Origin of the sequence: Fundicoccus sp. Sow4_F4 (assembly GCF_052116145.1) — a bacterium.
Classification (GTDB): Bacteria; Bacillota; Bacilli; order Lactobacillales; family Aerococcaceae; genus Fundicoccus.
Window position 1 is genome coordinate 22557 of the sequence record NZ_JBQKLQ010000008.1, and the last position, 17772, is coordinate 40328.

16 protein-coding genes are annotated in these 17772 nt (G+C 37.9%); all 16 read right to left on the reverse strand.

Annotated features, from left to right (window positions below):
• Positions 1 to 5: 5 nt before the first annotated feature.
• The 16 genes from hprK to prfB all read right to left on the reverse strand — a co-directional run bounded on the left by hprK (position 6) and on the right by prfB (position 17759).
• On the reverse strand, positions 6 to 938 hold the full coding sequence (gene hprK, locus ACTQ5J_RS11120) for an HPr(Ser) kinase/phosphatase (protein WP_441752996.1): 933 nt from the start codon (positions 936 to 938) through the stop codon (positions 6 to 8).
• A gap of 198 nt (positions 939 to 1136) precedes the next feature.
• Positions 1137 to 1472 carry a phage holin family protein gene (locus tag ACTQ5J_RS11125; RefSeq protein WP_441752997.1) on the reverse strand — a complete coding sequence of 112 codons (336 nt, stop codon included), beginning with the start codon at positions 1470 to 1472 and terminating at the stop codon, positions 1137 to 1139.
• Between the two features lie 31 nt (positions 1473 to 1503).
• A complete protein-coding gene (locus ACTQ5J_RS11130) occupies positions 1504 to 1809 on the reverse strand; it encodes a PspC domain-containing protein (RefSeq protein WP_441752999.1) in 306 nt (101 codons plus the stop codon).
• A 30-nt stretch (positions 1810 to 1839) separates the two neighbouring features.
• Positions 1840 to 2022 carry a PspC domain-containing protein gene (locus ACTQ5J_RS11135; protein WP_441753001.1) on the reverse strand — a complete coding sequence of 61 codons (183 nt, stop codon included), beginning with the start codon at positions 2020 to 2022 and terminating at the stop codon, positions 1840 to 1842.
• Between the two features lie 101 nt (positions 2023 to 2123).
• Entirely contained in the window at positions 2124 to 4034 is a 1911-nt protein-coding gene (locus ACTQ5J_RS11140) for a DUF4097 family beta strand repeat-containing protein (protein ID WP_441753003.1), read from the reverse strand.
• Positions 4035 to 4333: 299 nt separating this feature from the next.
• Positions 4334 to 7162 (reverse strand): excinuclease ABC subunit UvrA, encoded by a 2829-nt coding sequence (gene uvrA / locus ACTQ5J_RS11145; protein WP_441753004.1) that lies wholly within the window; start codon positions 7160 to 7162, stop codon positions 4334 to 4336.
• A gap of 257 nt (positions 7163 to 7419) precedes the next feature.
• Positions 7420 to 8352: a substrate-binding domain-containing protein gene (locus tag ACTQ5J_RS11150; protein WP_441753006.1), complete on the reverse strand. Its 933-nt coding sequence runs from the start codon at positions 8350 to 8352 to the stop codon at positions 7420 to 7422.
• 354 nt (positions 8353 to 8706) lie between these two features.
• Positions 8707 to 9357, reverse strand: a complete 651-nt coding sequence (gene phoU / locus ACTQ5J_RS11155; RefSeq protein ID WP_441753169.1) for a phosphate signaling complex protein PhoU — start codon at positions 9355 to 9357, stop codon at positions 8707 to 8709.
• A 41-nt stretch (positions 9358 to 9398) separates the two neighbouring features.
• Positions 9399 to 10202, reverse strand: a complete 804-nt coding sequence (gene pstB / locus ACTQ5J_RS11160; protein WP_441753170.1) for a phosphate ABC transporter ATP-binding protein PstB — start codon at positions 10200 to 10202, stop codon at positions 9399 to 9401.
• 13 nt (positions 10203 to 10215) lie between these two features.
• Positions 10216 to 11034 carry a phosphate ABC transporter permease PstA gene (gene pstA, locus ACTQ5J_RS11165; protein ID WP_441753008.1) on the reverse strand — a complete coding sequence of 273 codons (819 nt, stop codon included), beginning with the start codon at positions 11032 to 11034 and terminating at the stop codon, positions 10216 to 10218.
• Positions 11034 to 11945, reverse strand: coding sequence for a phosphate ABC transporter permease subunit PstC (gene pstC, locus ACTQ5J_RS11170; RefSeq protein WP_441753009.1), 912 nt, complete (start codon positions 11943 to 11945; stop codon positions 11034 to 11036). Before pstC ends, pstA begins: the two co-directional genes overlap by 1 nt.
• A gap of 295 nt (positions 11946 to 12240) precedes the next feature.
• A complete protein-coding gene (gene pnpS, locus ACTQ5J_RS11175) occupies positions 12241 to 14010 on the reverse strand; it encodes a two-component system histidine kinase PnpS (RefSeq protein WP_441753011.1) in 1770 nt (589 codons plus the stop codon).
• Complete coding sequence (locus tag ACTQ5J_RS11180) at positions 14007 to 14774, reverse strand: response regulator (RefSeq protein ID WP_441753012.1); 768 nt, start codon at positions 14772 to 14774, stop codon at positions 14007 to 14009. The genes pnpS and ACTQ5J_RS11180 overlap by 4 nt, the downstream gene beginning before the upstream one ends.
• 191 nt (positions 14775 to 14965) lie before the next feature.
• The gene (ftsX, locus tag ACTQ5J_RS11185; protein WP_441753013.1) at positions 14966 to 15856 is read right to left on the reverse strand and encodes a permease-like cell division protein FtsX; all 891 of its coding nucleotides are present in this window, start codon (positions 15854 to 15856) and stop codon (positions 14966 to 14968) included.
• Complete coding sequence (gene ftsE / locus ACTQ5J_RS11190) at positions 15843 to 16529, reverse strand: cell division ATP-binding protein FtsE (protein ID WP_441753015.1); 687 nt, start codon at positions 16527 to 16529, stop codon at positions 15843 to 15845. The genes ftsX and ftsE overlap by 14 nt, the downstream gene beginning before the upstream one ends.
• A 119-nt stretch (positions 16530 to 16648) precedes the next feature.
• Positions 16649 to 17759 (reverse strand): peptide chain release factor 2 gene (prfB, locus tag ACTQ5J_RS11195; protein WP_441753017.1). Its coding sequence is split into 2 segments (ribosomal slippage): positions 16649 to 17686 and positions 17688 to 17759, totalling 1110 coding nucleotides; the frame shifts between segments, so codons are not numbered across the junction.
• Between the last annotated feature and the right edge of the window lie 13 nt (positions 17760 to 17772).

Genomic DNA, 17772 nt, shown 5'->3' on the forward strand with positions numbered 1-17772 from the left:
TTCACTTAAGCCTCACGATTCTTCATGATTAAACGATCTAACTTCTCATTAAATGCTTCCGTTGCATTATAGCCCATTGAATTGGCACGAAAGTTCATAGCAGCAGATTCAACAATCGCAGCTAAATTCCGTCCTGTTTTAACAGGGATTTTAATTTTCGGTACTTGAACTTCAAATATTTGTTCATACTCTCTTTGCGAACCTAAGCGGTCATATTCGATTGTGCCATCATCAATCACTAAGTCAATAATCACTTCTAATTTCTTAGAACGACGGATGGCTGCAACACCATAAAGGCTCATGACATCAATAATTCCTAAACCACGTATTTCTAATAAGTTTTGTAAAATTTCTGGTGCTTCACCAATTAAAGTTAATTCATCAATCATGAACAGATCAACTCGATCATCCGAAATCAAACGGTGTCCTCTTTGAATTAATTCAAGGCCAGTTTCTGATTTACCAACACCGCTGGCTCCCACAAGTAGGACCCCCATTCCAAAAACTTCTACAAACACACCATGTTTCGAGAAACGTTCAGCTAAACGACCTTCTAAAAAATTCGTCATATTCGATAAGACACGACTTGTTTTCGATCGTGAGCCCAAAATAGGGATTTGCAATTCTTGTGTAATTGGAATCAAAGCTGGAGGAACTTCTATTCCACGGCTGACTACAATTGCAGGTGTATCTTCATGACATAATAAGCGGAAAATTTCTTCACATTCTTCTTCTGTTTTTGAATTGATATATGAAATCTCAGTGCGACCAATTAATTGGATCCGCTCATGGGGGTAAAAATTCTTGTATCCCGTTAAAACTAAACCTGGTCTTGAAACCTCACTCGATGTAATATCACGAGCTTTAAACTCCTCACCAAATAGAATTTCTATATCTAGCGTGCTTACTAGCTCTTCTACTGTAACGCTTTTATCCATAACGCTTCGACCTCCGTGACTTTCTTCGTTTTTGGGCATTCTTTACTAATTTATGGTATCACACAAAGCCCTTTATGACTAGAAATAATCTGGTAAGGTCAAGGCTCACTCTCAATCATTCCCAATCTAGAGTATACCCCTAAATATAAAAAAACCGCCTGCTTCATGCAAACGGTCCTAGCTTGATTTATATATTTTCTAACGGTGTTCTTGGCTATCTTGTTTGAATAAGATTGATTGAATGAAGCCTAATATAACTGACGCGAAGACCGCAACTCCAAATGAGCTGATAGCGAAACCGCCAACTAAGCCACTCGTCATATATAAAATAAGCCCTCCAATTAAAACATTCACTATACCCAGCGTTAAAATATTTAAAGGAATGGCGATGAATTTAAGAATTGAACCAACAAAAAAGCTCAAGATTCCATACACAATCGCGCCAAATAACGCCGCCCAGATTCCCGTTATTTGAAGACCTGGGATAATCGCAGCCAAGGCAAGAAAGATAAACGCATTAATCATTATTTTCATATGTTTCTCCCCTTAATGAATGTCATTGTTTTTAAAAGTCGCTCCAGTCATCTTCTTTAAGATTAGGTGTAACATCTTTTCGTTCATTTTTGGTGAAGCGATTTGTTTGACTTGATGCTGAGTTGTTTCGCTTTTGAACATAGCCGTCCACTTGGTAATCATAAGGTAAAACAAGCCCTAAAATGATGTAAAACCAAAAACCAACGCTGCCCATAAAGAATAAGACTAAAAACAGTACTCGCAAGATGGTTGGATCTAAGTTTAAGTATTCACCTAAACCGCCACATACACCCATGACTTGTTTATCTGTTGATGATTTAAATAATCGTTTTTTCATATTGGTATCCTCCTAAGTTTAAGTGTTCAATTAGCTATTAGCCTGCATAACAAATCCAATCAGTAAGTAGGCAATAATACCTACACCACCAAAAATCGCCATTAGAATGTAGAGAACGCGTACGATTGTCGAATCAATATTAAAATATTCTGCTAATCCTCCGCAAACTCCCATAAGTACTTGATCGCTGGTGGATACTTTTAATTTTTTCATGATGTTTCCCCTTTCTATGTGCAATTTTTTCGGGTGACTCACCCACTAGTCAGCTCTTCGCCCAACCTATTCTTTTAGGCTGAGCAAATGACTGAATTGAATTATTTGTCGGAATCTTTCAAGAAGACATCACCTGTTGTAAGTGAAACGTCAATGTCTACTTGTTCAGTTGCTGAATTTAATAGACGTTGCATTTCAGTATGTGATTTACTTTTCACGATGTCTGATACGTTACTTAATCGGTGATGAATGTCTCCAAAGCTTACTTTACAGTCTGCTTCTAAATTCAATTGACTTGGAAGGGATATTTTAACATCGCCGTTCACGCCTTTAATTTTAATTTTGGAAGGTGTTGTATTACGTTTAGTAATAAAGTAGTCAGCGTTGACTGTGTTAGAAATAACGTTTCCTACATTGCCTGCCATTCTAAAATCACCATTTAAATTTTTCAAGCTAATGTCTGCGATATCACTTTCCTTAATCGTTACATCGCCGTTTAATAAATCGAGTTCTAATAATTGAGCTGTTGCATGTTTTAATTTAATATCGCCATTTTTATTCTCAACTAGTAAATCTTTTACATCGATGTGTTTAAACTTTAAGTCACCATTAACAGCTACTACCTTTAATTCATTATAAAGGTGTTTAGGCAATTTAACCACACCATCTAATGAGATTTTCGCATGATTTACATGGAAAAACAACTGTTCTGGTGTATGAGAGATCGTACTTAACTCTATCAAGCGTTCGACCGAAACACTTGGATGATTGCCATGAAAACGAATCTCGCTCTCAATTATAATTGACTCTTCGTCATGGCCAACAAATTCTAATGATCCATTCGTTACTTTGAAATCAAGCATTGTCAAATCACTGGCTGGGTAAACAAATGTGTGGGTTAGCGTTTGAGTTTTTACCCATGGGACATTGACTGATAGATTAACTTCCTTCATGTTGAAATTATTCATCATATCTTTAAACTGACCGCCCATTAATTTACCAAAACTTTTACCTTCTTTTAAAGCGTCTGAACTGATTTGGCTCGCTGCTTCAGATACTTTTTCTGATGCTGAATCAACGAAATGTTTCACTTGATCTTTATATCGGTTAATTTGCGACGCATATAACTCTTCTTGTTCTTGCTTGGTGTCGTGTAATTCTGTCTTAATCGACTCAATCTTCACTTCTAATTCACGAACTTTTACTTCCAAACGGTTTTGTTGCTCAGCCATTTCTTCAGTTAATTCATCTAGTTCAGCAAAAATTTCAATTTCACGTAAACGTTGTTTAGCAATTGTTAAGGCTTCTTCTTTTTTCTGAAGCGTGTCATTTAAGACATCAATCTTAGCCGATAATTCACCCGATTTTTCAGCGACCTTAGCCACTCGTTCTTCTTCGTCAAGTGTTTCACCTTCTAACAATTCTAATTCCTGTTCAGTTGCTTCTATTTCTAATTCTGCGTCTTCTAATTCTTGTTCTAACGCTTCATAGCGTAACTCATCTAAGCCTGGAACATCCATGTCAATTTGGATTTCACGAATTCGTTCTTGCGTTTCAGCAAGTTGATTTTTCAATGCTTGGAGACGTTCTGCTGCTTTGACAACATCCGAAGCGTTCTCGCGCACTGCTTCCTCAACTTCAGTTTGAGCTTGGCGATATTCTTCACTGTAATCTGTTTCGCTTGATTCAGTTTCCTGAGTTGACCCAGTCTCTTTTACATCGTTTGTCACTTTAGATACATAATCCGTTACATTACGTGCGACATTTAAACTTTGATCGACAACTTCCGAAATAATTGAAGAAAACTGTTTACCATAATTAACTTTTGTTTGGCGTTCGTTTGCTTCAGTTTTTTCAGTCGTGTCTGTCGTTTTTTCTGCTTCAACCACTTTGCTTGTTTCGGTTTCTGGAGTGGGACTTGATGTCTGACCAGCTTCTAATAATCTCAATGCCTCGTCCATCGTAATAATATTCTGACGAACTAGTTCAATAATACGTTCTTTCTCATTCATACGAAATGCCTCCTTAAATTTTCCAGTGCTATTTGGTTAGTTTCTATATATCTTCCGTCTACAATACCTATTATGCCAAGAATGTCGCCACATGACATAGGACTAGAGGCCGATATTTATGCAAATACTACTAAAGACTGATAGGATATACTGTTGATTTATTTTTAGGCGATTGTTACGGTCAAAGAAGAGTGAAATTAACATCATGAGTCGAAAATTCAGGCGATACATTACAGCCCTACCCACCATTCAAAAAAAAAAAAGAGAACCGCACAATGTGCAGCTCTCAAACTAAGGAACTATTTTGCCTTCTTTAAAATGTCTTTTAAGTATTGTCCAGTATAACTGCCACTGACTTCGGCTACTTCCTCAGGTGTACCAGTCGCAATGATTTCACCACCATTGACACCACCTTCGGGACCTAAGTCAATGACATAGTCAGCAATTTTAATGACATCTAGATTGTGTTCAATGATGACAATCGTATTCCCCGCTTCAACCAAGCGATTAATCACTTTGATTAAACGACGGATATCATGATGATGAAGTCCTGTCGTCGGTTCATCGAGGATATAGAATGTATTACCTGTTGACACTCGCTGAAGTTCAGCGGCCAGTTTCATACGTTGCGCCTCACCACCAGATAAAGTCGTGGCTGATTGTCCCAAACGAATATAGCCTAGGCCGACGTCAATCAGAGTTTGAAGCTTTCTCGCAATTTTAGGATGAGCAGAGAAATACTCTACCCCTTCATCAATTGTCATATTTAAAACATCTGAAATGTTTTTGCCTCTGTATTTAATCTCCAATGTTTCGGAGTTATAGCGAGCACCGCCACACACTTCACACGGAACATAAACGTCTGGTAAGAAGTGCATCTCAATCTTATTAATTCCGCCACCCTGACAGGCTTCACAGCGACCGCCTTTGACGTTAAAACTGAAGCGTCCTTTGCTATAGCCTCTTAGTTTGGCTTCGTTAGTCATCGCAAACAACGCACGAATATCATCAAAAACACTCGTGTAAGTCGCTGGGTTACTTCGTGGGGTTCGTCCAATCGGTGATTGATCGATATCGATAACTTTCTCTATACTTTCATAACCTGAGATTGAATCAAATTTACCCGGTCTTTCTTTCGTGCTTGTCGTTAACTTCGTCAAAGCAACTTTTGCGATACGGTTAACTAACGTACTTTTACCAGAACCCGATACACCGGTGACACACGTCAAACGCCCAATTGGAAATTCAACATCAACGTCTTTCAAGTTGTTCTCGCTCGCGCCAGTAATTTTGACCCAGCCATGGTCTTCTACACGACGTTCGGTTGGTAATGGAATCTTCTCCACACCTGATAGATACTTGCCGGTTAAAGAGGCTGGATTTTTCATGACCTCTTCCGGTGTTCCTTGAGCGACGATTTCGCCACCTTTTTCTCCGGCTCCAGGCCCAATATCTATTAGGTAATCGGCAGCTAGCATCGTTTCTTCATCGTGTTCCACAACAATTAAAGTATTACCTAAATCACGCATTGTTTGCAAAGAATCAATTAAACGCGCATTATCTCTTTGATGAAGACCAATTGACGGTTCATCAAGAATATACATTACCCCACTCAATTGCGAGCCAATTTGCGTCGCCAAACGAATTCGTTGCGCCTCTCCACCCGAAAGTGAGCCCGCGATACGATTCATCGTCAAATAATCTAGACCAACATTCTCTAAGAATGACAAACGGTCCCTGATTTCTTTAATGATTGGTTCCGAAATAATCGATTGACTCGTTGTAAAAGTCATTTCTGCAAAATAGTCTAACGCATCACCGATCGATAATTCTGATACTTCCGCAATATTCTTTTCTCCAACCCTAACTGATAAGGCTGAGTCATTCAGACGTTGCCCATGACATGTTGGACACTCCAACTCAAACATATATTGACGCATGACATCGCGCGTGAAGTCCGACGACGTGTCATTATAACGTCGTTCAACGTTGTTAAATATTCCTTCAAACACATGGTCAACAGTTCTTTGTGCACCTGACATTTGTTTATAAGTGAATTTAAAGTTAGCCGTTGGAGAACCATATTTAAGGAGTTCTTGTGTTTCTGTCGGCAAGTCCTTATAAGGAACATCCATTGGAATGTTACGACTTTTAGCAAATTGCTCTAACATTGACGGATAATAATTTGAGCTAATCGACTGCCATGGTACAAATGCGCCTTCTTCTAATGTTAAATTCTCATCAGGAATCACTAATTCTGGATCGACTGTTAAACGTGAGCCGATACCATCACAACTCGCACACGCACCAAAAGGCGCATTAAACGAAAAGAGGCGCGGCTCTAACTGATCTACAGAAAAGTCACAGAAAGGACAAGCATAATGTTCATTGAAATAAAGCGGTTCTTCTCCCATCACATCAATCACAAGATAACCATCTGAGAATCTTAGTGCTTGTTCAACCGAGTCATATAAACGTGAGCGAATGCCTTCCTTCATAACTAAACGGTCGACTACCACTTCAATCGTATGCTTTTTATTTTTGGATAATTCTGGCACTTCACTCACATCATAGATTTCGCCATCGACACGTACGCGCACAAAACCGTTTTTGTTAATCTGTTCCAACAATTTTTTATGCTGTCCTCTTTGATTACGAACGGCTGGTGTCATGATTTGGATACGTGTTTTATCGGGTAATTCAAGAATTCGATCAACCATTTGTTCAGCAGATTGTCGCTCGATTGGGATATGATGCGTTGGACAATAAGGCACACCAACTCGTGCATATAATAACCTTAAATAATCATTGATTTCGGTCGCAGTTCCGACAGTCGAGCGTGGGTTATGACTCGTCGTTTTCTGATCAATAGATATTGCTGGACTTAACCCTTCGATTGAGTCCACATCTGGTTTATCCATTTGCCCTAAAAACTGGCGTGCATAAGCGGATAAACTCTCAACATAGCGTCTTTGCCCTTCCGCATACAGCGTATCAAAGGCTAAAGAACTTTTCCCCGAACCAGATAGTCCTGTCATAACGACTAATTGATCTCGAGGAATTTCTACATCGATGTTTTTTAAGTTGTGTGAGCGTGCACCACGCACGATTATTTTATCTTTTGCCATCTCGAAGTGTCCCCATTTCATCTTTTTCAAATTTACTATGTTATTATATCACAACTTCTCTGCTAAAACAGAATGTATGTTCGCATTTATTAAAAAATTATCCTTTTGACTATCTATATTAATATTAGTACAAATCTCGTTTTATACCAAATAATCTGCTAGCTCTTTGTCCAGAATAATTTTTTCAATCTTTTCTAAAAAAATACGCCCCGCACAAAGGCGGTAGCGTATTAGGAGTTTTTAATCTTCAGTTTAAATTATTGAGCGACTTCTTCCCACTCAGTTACTTCACCTAAGAAGATTTGTTTAACGTGGTCTAATGAAATATCAGATAATGGGTTTTCAGGGTGAACAATTACTGCGATACCATCGATAGCAACAGCATCGTAGTTTAACGCTTCTTTTTCATCATCAGATAAATCACGAGAAGCCATACCTAATTCAGCTGTTCCGTTCATTGCTGCTTCCATACCTGCAGAAGAACCGTTTGATGTAATATTAATTGTTACACCTTCGTTTAATTCTGAGTAAGCTTCAGCTAATTTCTCCATGATTGGGCTCACTGATGTTGATCCAACGACTTCGATTGTTCCTTCTAAACCTGCTGCTTCATAAGAAGGTAATTCTACAGCTTCTTCTGTTGACTCTTCGTCTGCTGCTTCTTCGGTTGACTCTTCAGTAGCTTCTTCTTCTCCAGCTGAACGAGTAACTTGTACGTAACCTTCTTCTTCAACGATCGCTTGTCCTTGTGCAGAGTATACGAAGTCCAAGAAATCTACTGCAACTTCAGATAATTCAGCATCTTTAGTCCAAGCAACGTTAAATGGACGAGCAATTGGGTAAGAACCATTTGTAACGTTTTCCGATGACACTTCAACACCGTCAACCGCTAAACCTTTAACTTCATCACCTAATGATCCTAATGAAATATAACCGATTGATTGAACATCACCTGCAACAGTTTGCATAACACCGTTTGTAGAGTTTTGGATAACTGCGTCTAATGTAGTCATGTCATTATCGTCTTCGTCAACTACACCAACGATTTCAACGAATGCGCCACGAGTTCCTGAACCGTCTTCACGTGAAACTACACCGATATATCCTTCTTGTGCTAAAACTGGTGTTACCGCAGAAAATGCTAATCCTGCAACTGCTAATAATGGTAAAGCCTTTAATGATTTTTTCATTAAGTACATCTCCTTTAAATTTGAAATTCTTATTGACTCTCGACAACTAAATCAATCGTCTAATAAGTAATCACTTATCAGTACACCTTGTATTATAGCGAGGGAATATAAATTCGGTGTAAATGTTATGTAAATTTTGTGTAAAGCTCAATTAACGTTGCATTATAAGGAACAAGCTTTATTTCCAAAGGAAATGATGGTGCTAAGAGGAGCGATTTTATATTTACAAATAGTGTTGACTATCCATAACGCCAGAGTAATCCCAACTTAAGAAGTCATTCTTCTTTATGCCATAAAGAAACCGCCTAACGTCGAATGACGCCAGGCGGTTTCTAAAGTGATTGCTTATACCCACTATTTATTTAATTCGATAATCTCGCCCGTATTCAAGTAAACGATACGTTCACAAATATTTGTTACGTAGTCACCAATACGTTCTAAACTGTTTCCAATATTAATGTAGCTGATTCCACTTGGCACCATCTCTGTGTTCTTCTGCATGCGTCTAGCACTCTCGTTGTAAATTTCTTTCAAACCAGCATCAACCACTTCATCAAGCATCGCAACTTTTCTAGCGGTTGCTGCATCACGATTAACAAATGCATCCATCGCATCTGAAATCATTGTTTGGGCTGTTTCTGCCATTCTATTCACGACATCGTTTAATTGATCGACTTGTTGTTCCGTTTCTTGACGGCGAATTACTGCACGACCAATAGAAACCGCATGATCAGCTATTCGTTCAATATCGAGACTCGCTGTTAAAACTGTAAAGACTAAACGTAAATCTGAAGCAACTGGTTGTTGCAAGGCAATAATACGAAAAGCTTCTTTTTCAATTTCAACGGTCAACGCATTGATTCTTAAATCATCCGCAAATAATTCCTTTGCCAATTCTTTATCACTGGTGTTGTGAGCTTTAATCGCTTTATGAACTGACTCATTTGCTGCAATACCTAATTTTGTTAAATGGACGAATAAAGATTTTAATTCTTCTTCAAACACTTTTCTCAAAATTAACCCTCCTAATTTAGCTATTAAATAGTTTAACCGAAACGACCTGAAATATAATCATTAGTTCTTTGATCCTTTGGGTTACTGAAAATAGATTCAGTATCGTTAAATTCTATCACTTCTCCATTCAAGAAGAAAGCGGTTTTATCCGAAATTCGTGCGGCTTGTTGCATATTATGAGTAACAATTACAACAGTATATTTCTCTTTTAGTTCATCAATTAAGTCTTCAACCTTGTTAGTCGAAATTGGGTCTAGTGCCGAAGTCGGTTCATCCATTAATAACACTTCTGGATCATTAGCAATTGCACGTGCAATACAAATACGTTGTTGTTGCCCTCCAGAAATGTCCGTTGCTTTACGGTGGAGTTTGTCTTTCACTTCATCCCAGATAGCAGCTCCGCGAAGGCTCTCTTCAACAATTTGGTCTAACTGTGCAGAATCTTTTACCCCATGAGTACGCGGTCCGTAAGCAATATTATCATAAATACTCTTAGGAAATGGGTTAGGGTGTTGGAAAACCATTCCGACGCGTTTTCTTAGTTCATTGACATCATAATTTTTTTGATGAATATCTTGACCATCTAAAGAAATTAAGCCTTGATGTTTAGCATAAGGTACTAAATCTTGCATTCTATTCAATGTTTTGATAAAGGTTGATTTACCACATCCTGAAGGTCCAATAAAAGCTGTTACGAGATTTTCTTCAATATCCATATTGATGTTTTTCAACGCATGAAAATCACCATAGTAAAAATCAAGATCACTAATTTTAAATTTAACTTTTCCAGCACCATTCGTAGCGTTCGCATCTTTTGCTTTTAATGTCACAGACATATTATTCGCCATATTATTTTCCTCCTGAACCTATTTTTTTACCGATAAGCGTTGATAAGCCATTAATAATTAACACGATGACAATCAATACAGTCGCAGTTGCGTAAGCTTCATTCACGTGAAAGCCTTCGTTTGATAAAACATACATATGAACCGCTAACGTACGTCCAGATGACGTTAAGCCATTGATCATACCACTTGAAGATCCCATCGTATAAAGCAAGGCAGCCGATTCACCAACGATACGGCCAATTGCTAGAATAATACCAGAGATAATACCCGGCATTGCGACTGGTAAAACGACTGTAAAAATGGTTCTTAACTGACCGGCACCTAGTGCTAAACTCCCCATTCTTAATGAGTTATCTACTGAAAGTAAAGCTTCTTCAGTTGATGAAATAATCACAGGTAAAATCATAATTGTGAGCGTAAGAATCCCTGCAATATGCGAATACCCCATATCCATTTGAATGACAAAGAATAACATCCCGAATAACCCAAATACGATAGACGGAACAGCTGCTAGCGTATCCGTTGCTAAACGAATCACTTTAAGAAAACGACTGCCACGGTTAGCATACTCGACTAAATAAAAGGCAGTAAACACACCAATTGGTGCTGCAAATAACAATGAGAGTCCAATCATTATTAATGTCGAAATAATCGCTGGCATCATTGAAACGTTGTTAGAGGTATACTTCCATTCAAATAATCCCCAATTCATTGCTGGAATACCATTCCATAATATAAACAGAATAATATAAGCGAGCGTGCCAAGCGTAAACAAAGCGGCTGCCCAAACAAGAAACTTAGTTAAATTAAATTTTCCCATTATCGTTGCTCTCCTCTCGCCTTAATTACCATGAAGACTGAGTTAATAATAATGATAAAGATGAACAAGACTGCTGCAGTAGCAATTAACGCTTGTCTGTGGTCTCCAGAAGCATAACCCATCTCTAAGACAATATTGGTTGTTAACGTACGCACGCCATCAGTCAAGCTATCTGGAATTCTTGGTTGATTACCAGCCACTAATACAACAGCCATTGTCTCGCCGATTGCTCGACCAATACCTAGAATTATCGATGACAGAATGCCTGAACTCGCTGCGGGTACAACCACTCGCATTACTGAGCGTTCATGTGTCGCACCTAAGCCAACACTTGCTTGATAATAAGAATCAGGCACCGCACGAATCGATGCTTCAGACATCCCGATAATTGTCGGTAAAATCATGATTCCTAAAAGGATCGACGCAGTTACCATATTCATACCATTACCTGGCATAATATTTCTCATCAACGGCACTAAGATTTGTAACGCAAAGAAACCGTAAACGATCGATGGAATTGCAGCCATCAAATTAATTGCTGGCTTAAATAATTTATATAATGAAGGCGGGCAGAATTTAGCCATAAAGATTGCCGTTAGAACGCCAATCGGCACACCGACTACAATTGCACCTACTGTAACTAAAACCGACCCAATAATCATTGGTAAAATACCAAATGATGGAGTCGATGCATTTGGTCTCCAGTTAGTACCAAAAATCACATCAAAGAAGCCTTTTTCTGCTAAAAAAGGTAAGCCTCCATCAAATTCTAAGAGACGTCCATCTGGTGTATCAACGACTCTACCTCCAATAAAAATAAAGTAGAAAATCAATAAGATTGAGATAATTGAAATGAGTGCACAGAACATGAACACATATTTCATAAACTTCTCGCTAAAATCACGTTGCATATTTTCTCTCCTTCACATGTTTACACATACGATGACAACTTGGCCAGCATAATTTAAGTAATTCTAGTACATTGTACCCGTGGATTGTAAATTTAATGTAAATTTTGTGTAAATTTTGTGTCAACTGGAAAGTTTCATCTCAGTTTAATTTTTAAATGTTTTTATTGAAAAATGTAAGGCTATTATGTTTTTGTACAATAAAAAAAAGCCATGAGCACTTCACTCGTAGCTTTATCTTTATTTATATGCATTTATTGAATTGTAAATATAGTAACAGCAGTTAGTTGAATTAATCTTATTCTTTCGGAAGCGTAACGGTAAAGGTTGATCCTTTTCCAGCTTCACTCTCTAATTCAATTTTTCCGTTTAGGTTTTTTATCAAGTTACGTACAATTGACAAACCTAAACCGGTTCCTCCTGAGTTACGGCTACGCCCTTTATCTACACGATAAAAGCGCTCAAAAATCCTTTCCAAATTCTCTTCTGGAATTCCAATCCCTGTATCACTCACTGAAAACTTAACCTGATGTTTTTTATTCCAAACCTGAATGTTAATTTTACTATTTACGTCTGAGTAATTAATCGCATTGTCAATTAAATTAGTAAAAATTTGTTCAATCCGATGTTGATCACCTGTATATAAAACCGGTTCTTCTGCTGATATGGAAATTAAAATATTCTTCTTTCCGGCTTTTTTTAAGAAAAAATCAGTCATCGAATGAGCAACTTCAACCACATCAAATTGTGCGTTAATTAAAGGCACCGTCCGCTTTTCAACTCGAGATAACTCTAGAATATCGTTAATAATCACTTCTAGACGATTACTTTCATTTGCAATAATCTCTACAAAATTATTTGCTAACTTGGGATTATCTAAAGCTCCAGATAGTAAGGTTTCTGCAAAACCTTTAATAGCAGTCACCGGTGTACGCAACTCATGCGACGCGTTCGCCACAAATTCTGTTCGCACGTTTTCTAAGCGATGAATTTCTGTCACATCATATAATAAAACTAACACTGATCCATGGGTCCTAATATCCTCTTGTGTGAAAGGAATGATATTGACATCGATGTAACGAGACTTGGGAATAAACATCTCCACCTCATCACTCATCGCGATACCGGAGTCTGCTACTATTTTTATCATATTAATTAACAGAAAACTTTTAATAACCGACTCATAAGAACGACCAATCGCTGTCCCATCCAAGACTAACATCTTCTTAGCCGCTGGATTATACAATTCAATTTTTCCATTCTGATTGACTACTACCACCCCTAAAATCAAGTGGTCCAATAAAAGCGATAATTGTTGTTGACTCATGAATAAGACACTACGCTGATTAGCTAACTTCTTTACTACTTGATTCGTCGTCTGACCTAAATGATTAATAGCCGGTAAATTGACTCCGGTATATTCAAATGAAAAATCAGCATCTAACAAGCCTTTAATACCTTCTTCGATTTTATCCAAAGGTTCATTCACATTATGTAACATTTCTTTATAAATAATGACCGTTAAAAAGATAATCATCATTATCATTAATAGTAACGTTGTCCAAAAGGCTCGCTGGTGCGTGCGAAAGAAGCTTGCGGGTACCGTCTCAATAACCCATAAATCTAGAGCGTCATCTCCAATGCGATAGGCAATTCCATTGATTCGTTGGTCTTTCCAATGAACAACAGTATCTTCCGCTTGCGTAATTGCCTGTTTAATCGCATTAATTTGCGGACGTGTGATGACTTGAGCACTCTTGTCAATAAATAAAAATTCTGGCACTGCTTTAGTAACAATCTGTTCACGCTCAACGAGTCCGACGGCCCGATTATCAGGCAAACGATTTGAATAGAGCTTCACCTGTTTGATATATTCTTGTGCTGTTTCTTTTTCGATCCCCGCCTCAATACTTTGAGAATGAATTCTTGCATTCTCTACTAATGACTCTTCCAAACCTGCTTTAATGCTATTTTGTAACCCTCGTGAAAAAATCAAGACTAAACTAAAAATAGCGAGCAAACCCACTAATAATCGACGATTGCGTTGCAAAGTTTGGCGGAAAATCATTCTTCAGGCACCTCAAATTTATAACCAAAACCACGAACTGTTTTGATATACTCTGGATTTTTCGTATCTTTTTCAATTTTTTCTCTTAAATGACTAATGTGAACATCTACAATACGAGTTTCGCCAGCATAATCGAAATTCCAAATTCGATTCAATAACTGATCTCGACTTAAAATGCGCCCTTTGCGTGTTGCCATATAAAGTAGCAGTTCAAATTCTTTAGGCGTCACTTCAATTTCTTTATCCGCTATCCTAACTTCATAGCGATCTGAATAAATTTCAAGTTCCCCAATTTTAATCACTTCTTCAGCTTCTTCGTCTGTATCCATCGCAAACTTCTTGTCTGCTTCATCATTTATATTACTTGTTACTGACTGACTTGAATCCAGATCAAGTTCGACATCAGTTCTTCTAAAAATTGCTTTAATCCTCGCTAGTACCTCTCGTGGACTAAAAGGTTTCGTCATGTAGTCATCTGCCCCTAATTCTAAGCCGATAATTTTATCATACTCATCATCTTTAGCAGTTAACATTAGGATTGGTGTGTTAATTCGATCGCGCCTCACTCGGCGGCAAACATCCATTCCATCCATTCCAGGCAACATAATATCCAATATAATAAAATCAAACGTCTCTTTTTTGATTAACTTATACGCGGTTTTACCGTCCATGGCAGTCACCACTTCATAACCCGACTGCGCTAAATTGTACTCCAGTAGCGTTAAAATAGATTGCTCATCATCAACTATTAGAACCTTCTTCATTCTTGGCCTCCTATAAGTCAGCAAACAAATTAATGTGCTGGGATAGTGATCGATATCATACCTCTCTTATCCTATCAAATTAAATGTAAGAAGAAAAGAAATCAATAATATTCCAAAGATATAAACAAAAATAGTTCGACCAACAGCAAAAGAAGGATACTTTGCTAATTGACCGAACATTTCTTTTTTATTTAATTGACTAATAATGATTTTACGGAACGTCTCGCTCCAACGACGCCCAACACCATGCCCAAAGCGACCATGCCCAAACCGATATAAATAATAGAGGGTAAGGTGGGGATAAGAAAACTCGTATTAATTGCAAATAGTTCGGCGGCCGCGCTTTGTAAACCTTGATACACTGCGTATAAAACAGCAATTGCAAAGCCTGAACCGACAATACCGATTATGGCACCTTCATAAACAAATGGCGCACGAATAAAACTATTTTTGGCTCCTACTAGACGCATAATTTCTATTTCAGTTTGACGCGCATAAATGGTCAAGCGAATCGTATTAGAAATTAAAAGGACGGCAATGACCACAAACACGGCAGCCAATAACGCTAAAACGTACCTCGTCACTTCAATCGCATTAATTAAACCACTCAAATCAATTGAGCCTAAGTTAGCCACTAATACGTAATCTAATGCATTGATTTCTTCAACGACTGATTCGATATTCTGTGGCCCTGATACATGCACTAAATACATATTATTTAATGGATTAGAGTCCCCTTCTAATTCATCGAAGTTATTGGTAATTATTTCCTGATATTCAGCCAACTCGTCTTCTTTAGAACGGTAAACAACCTCTTCGACATTTTCAATCGCAGCGATTCGCTCCTCTAGAAGCGCTTCGTTTTCTTGGCTAGCTACTGGATCAATGTTGACACGAATCTGAATTTCTTGTTCAACTTCTGTTGTCAACTTTTGAATATTTGAAAAAACTAATACCAAGCTACCAACCATAAACATTGTCACAGTCATCGCTAAAATCGACGCAGTTGTCATCCAGCCATTTCTAAAGAGATTTCGGAAAGCATCGCGAATATGACGAAAGAAATTTCTAATTAATTTCACGATAATCCCCCTTATATAAATCACTAATCAAACGGCCCTGTTCTAAGCGAAGAACGCGATGCTTGCGTTGATTCACTAAATAATCGTTATGAGTTCCCATAATAACCGTTGTACCAGATTGGTTGATATCTTCTAATATTTGCATAATCTCCATTGCAGTATCCGGATCCAAGTTTCCAGTCGGTTCATCTGCTACTAATATTTTGGGTTTATTAGCAATCGCTCGCGCAATTGCAATTCTTTGCTGCTCTCCACCTGATAGTTCATCGGGATACTGGTGAACCTTATGGCTCAAACCAATTAAATTCAGCACTTCATTCACGCGTTGTTTAATCTCTTTACCACTTGCCCCAGTCACTTCTAGTGCATAGGCAATATTTTCAAAAGCAGTTAAATTGGGTAATAGTTTAAAATCTTGAAAAACTACCCCCACATCCCGACGTAAAAAAGGTAGTTGTTTCTTTTTAATTTTACTAACATTAAACTTACCGACAACCATTTTTCCTGCAGTTGCTATTACTTCTCGATTGAGTAATTTCATAAACGTTGATTTACCCGAACCACTTGGTCCAATCACATAAACAAACTCTCCCTGTTCGATTCGTAGAGTTATGTCATTAACCGCAACAATACCATTATCATATTGCTTGCTTACATTCGTTAATTGAATCATTTTTGTCTCACTTTCTATCGCTTCTGTTTAGTGCCACTATCATACCATATCATGTTTCGACCGTGAACTTATCACAAACGAATAACAGTAGATTAACGAATTCTTACAATTGTAATCACTTAATCGTTATCGACAAGCGACCATTTTAGATAGGCATCGATAAATCCGGTCAACTCGCCGTCCATCACCGCTTGTGTATTACCTACTTCAAAATCTGTACGGTGATCTTTAACCATTGAGTATGGATGAAAAACATATGATCTAATCTGTGAACCCCAAGCGATTTCTTTTTGCTCACCTTTAATGGCTGCCATTTCTTGCGCCTTTAATTCTTCTTCGCGTTGATATAACTTTGCTTTCAACATGTTCATCGCTAAATCTCGGTTTTGGAACTGTGATCGCTGGGACTGACTTTGAGTCACTAGGCCCGTTGGAATATGTGTAATTCGGATGGCAGAGGACGTTTTGTTAACGTGCTGTCCTCCTGCACCACTCGCACGGTAAGTATCAATACGTAGATCATCCGGATTAATTTCTATCTCAATGCTATCATCTAACATTGGCGTCACCTCAATCGAACAAAACGATGTATGACGACGGCTATTAGAATCAAATGGCGAGATTCTCACTAAACGATGAACACCCTTTTCGGATTTCAAATAACCGTAAGCATTATGACCTTCTATTTCTAAGGTCACACTCTTGATCCCTGCTTCCTCACCATCTTGATAATCGAGTATATTCACCTTATAGCCTTGTTTTTCAGCATAACGTTGGTACATCCGTAACAACATACTGCCCCAATCTTGAGATTCTGTTCCTCCAGCTCCTGGATGGATTTCTAGAACGGCATTGTTGCCATCAAGTGGATTAGACAATAACATTTTCATCTCATAATCATTGATTTTCGCTCTTAAAACTTGCGATTGCTCAGCGGCCTCAGTGAATAAATCAGCATCTTGAGATTCTTCATATAATTCTAAAGCCATCTCAATCTCTTCTAATTGGCTTTGTAAATCATTAATTGTTTGATAAGAGTCTTTTGCTACATTCAATTGTGCAATGACTTTTTGGGCTTTTTCATTGTCATCCCAAAAATCGCTCGCAGTCATTTGATCTTCATAGGCTGCTATATCTGACTCGAGTTGTTCTAAGTCAAAGAGACCCCCTAAAACTTGATAACGATTGGTTAGCAGAATCAATAAATTGTTTTATTTCATATAATTCCATTTAATCAGCTCCT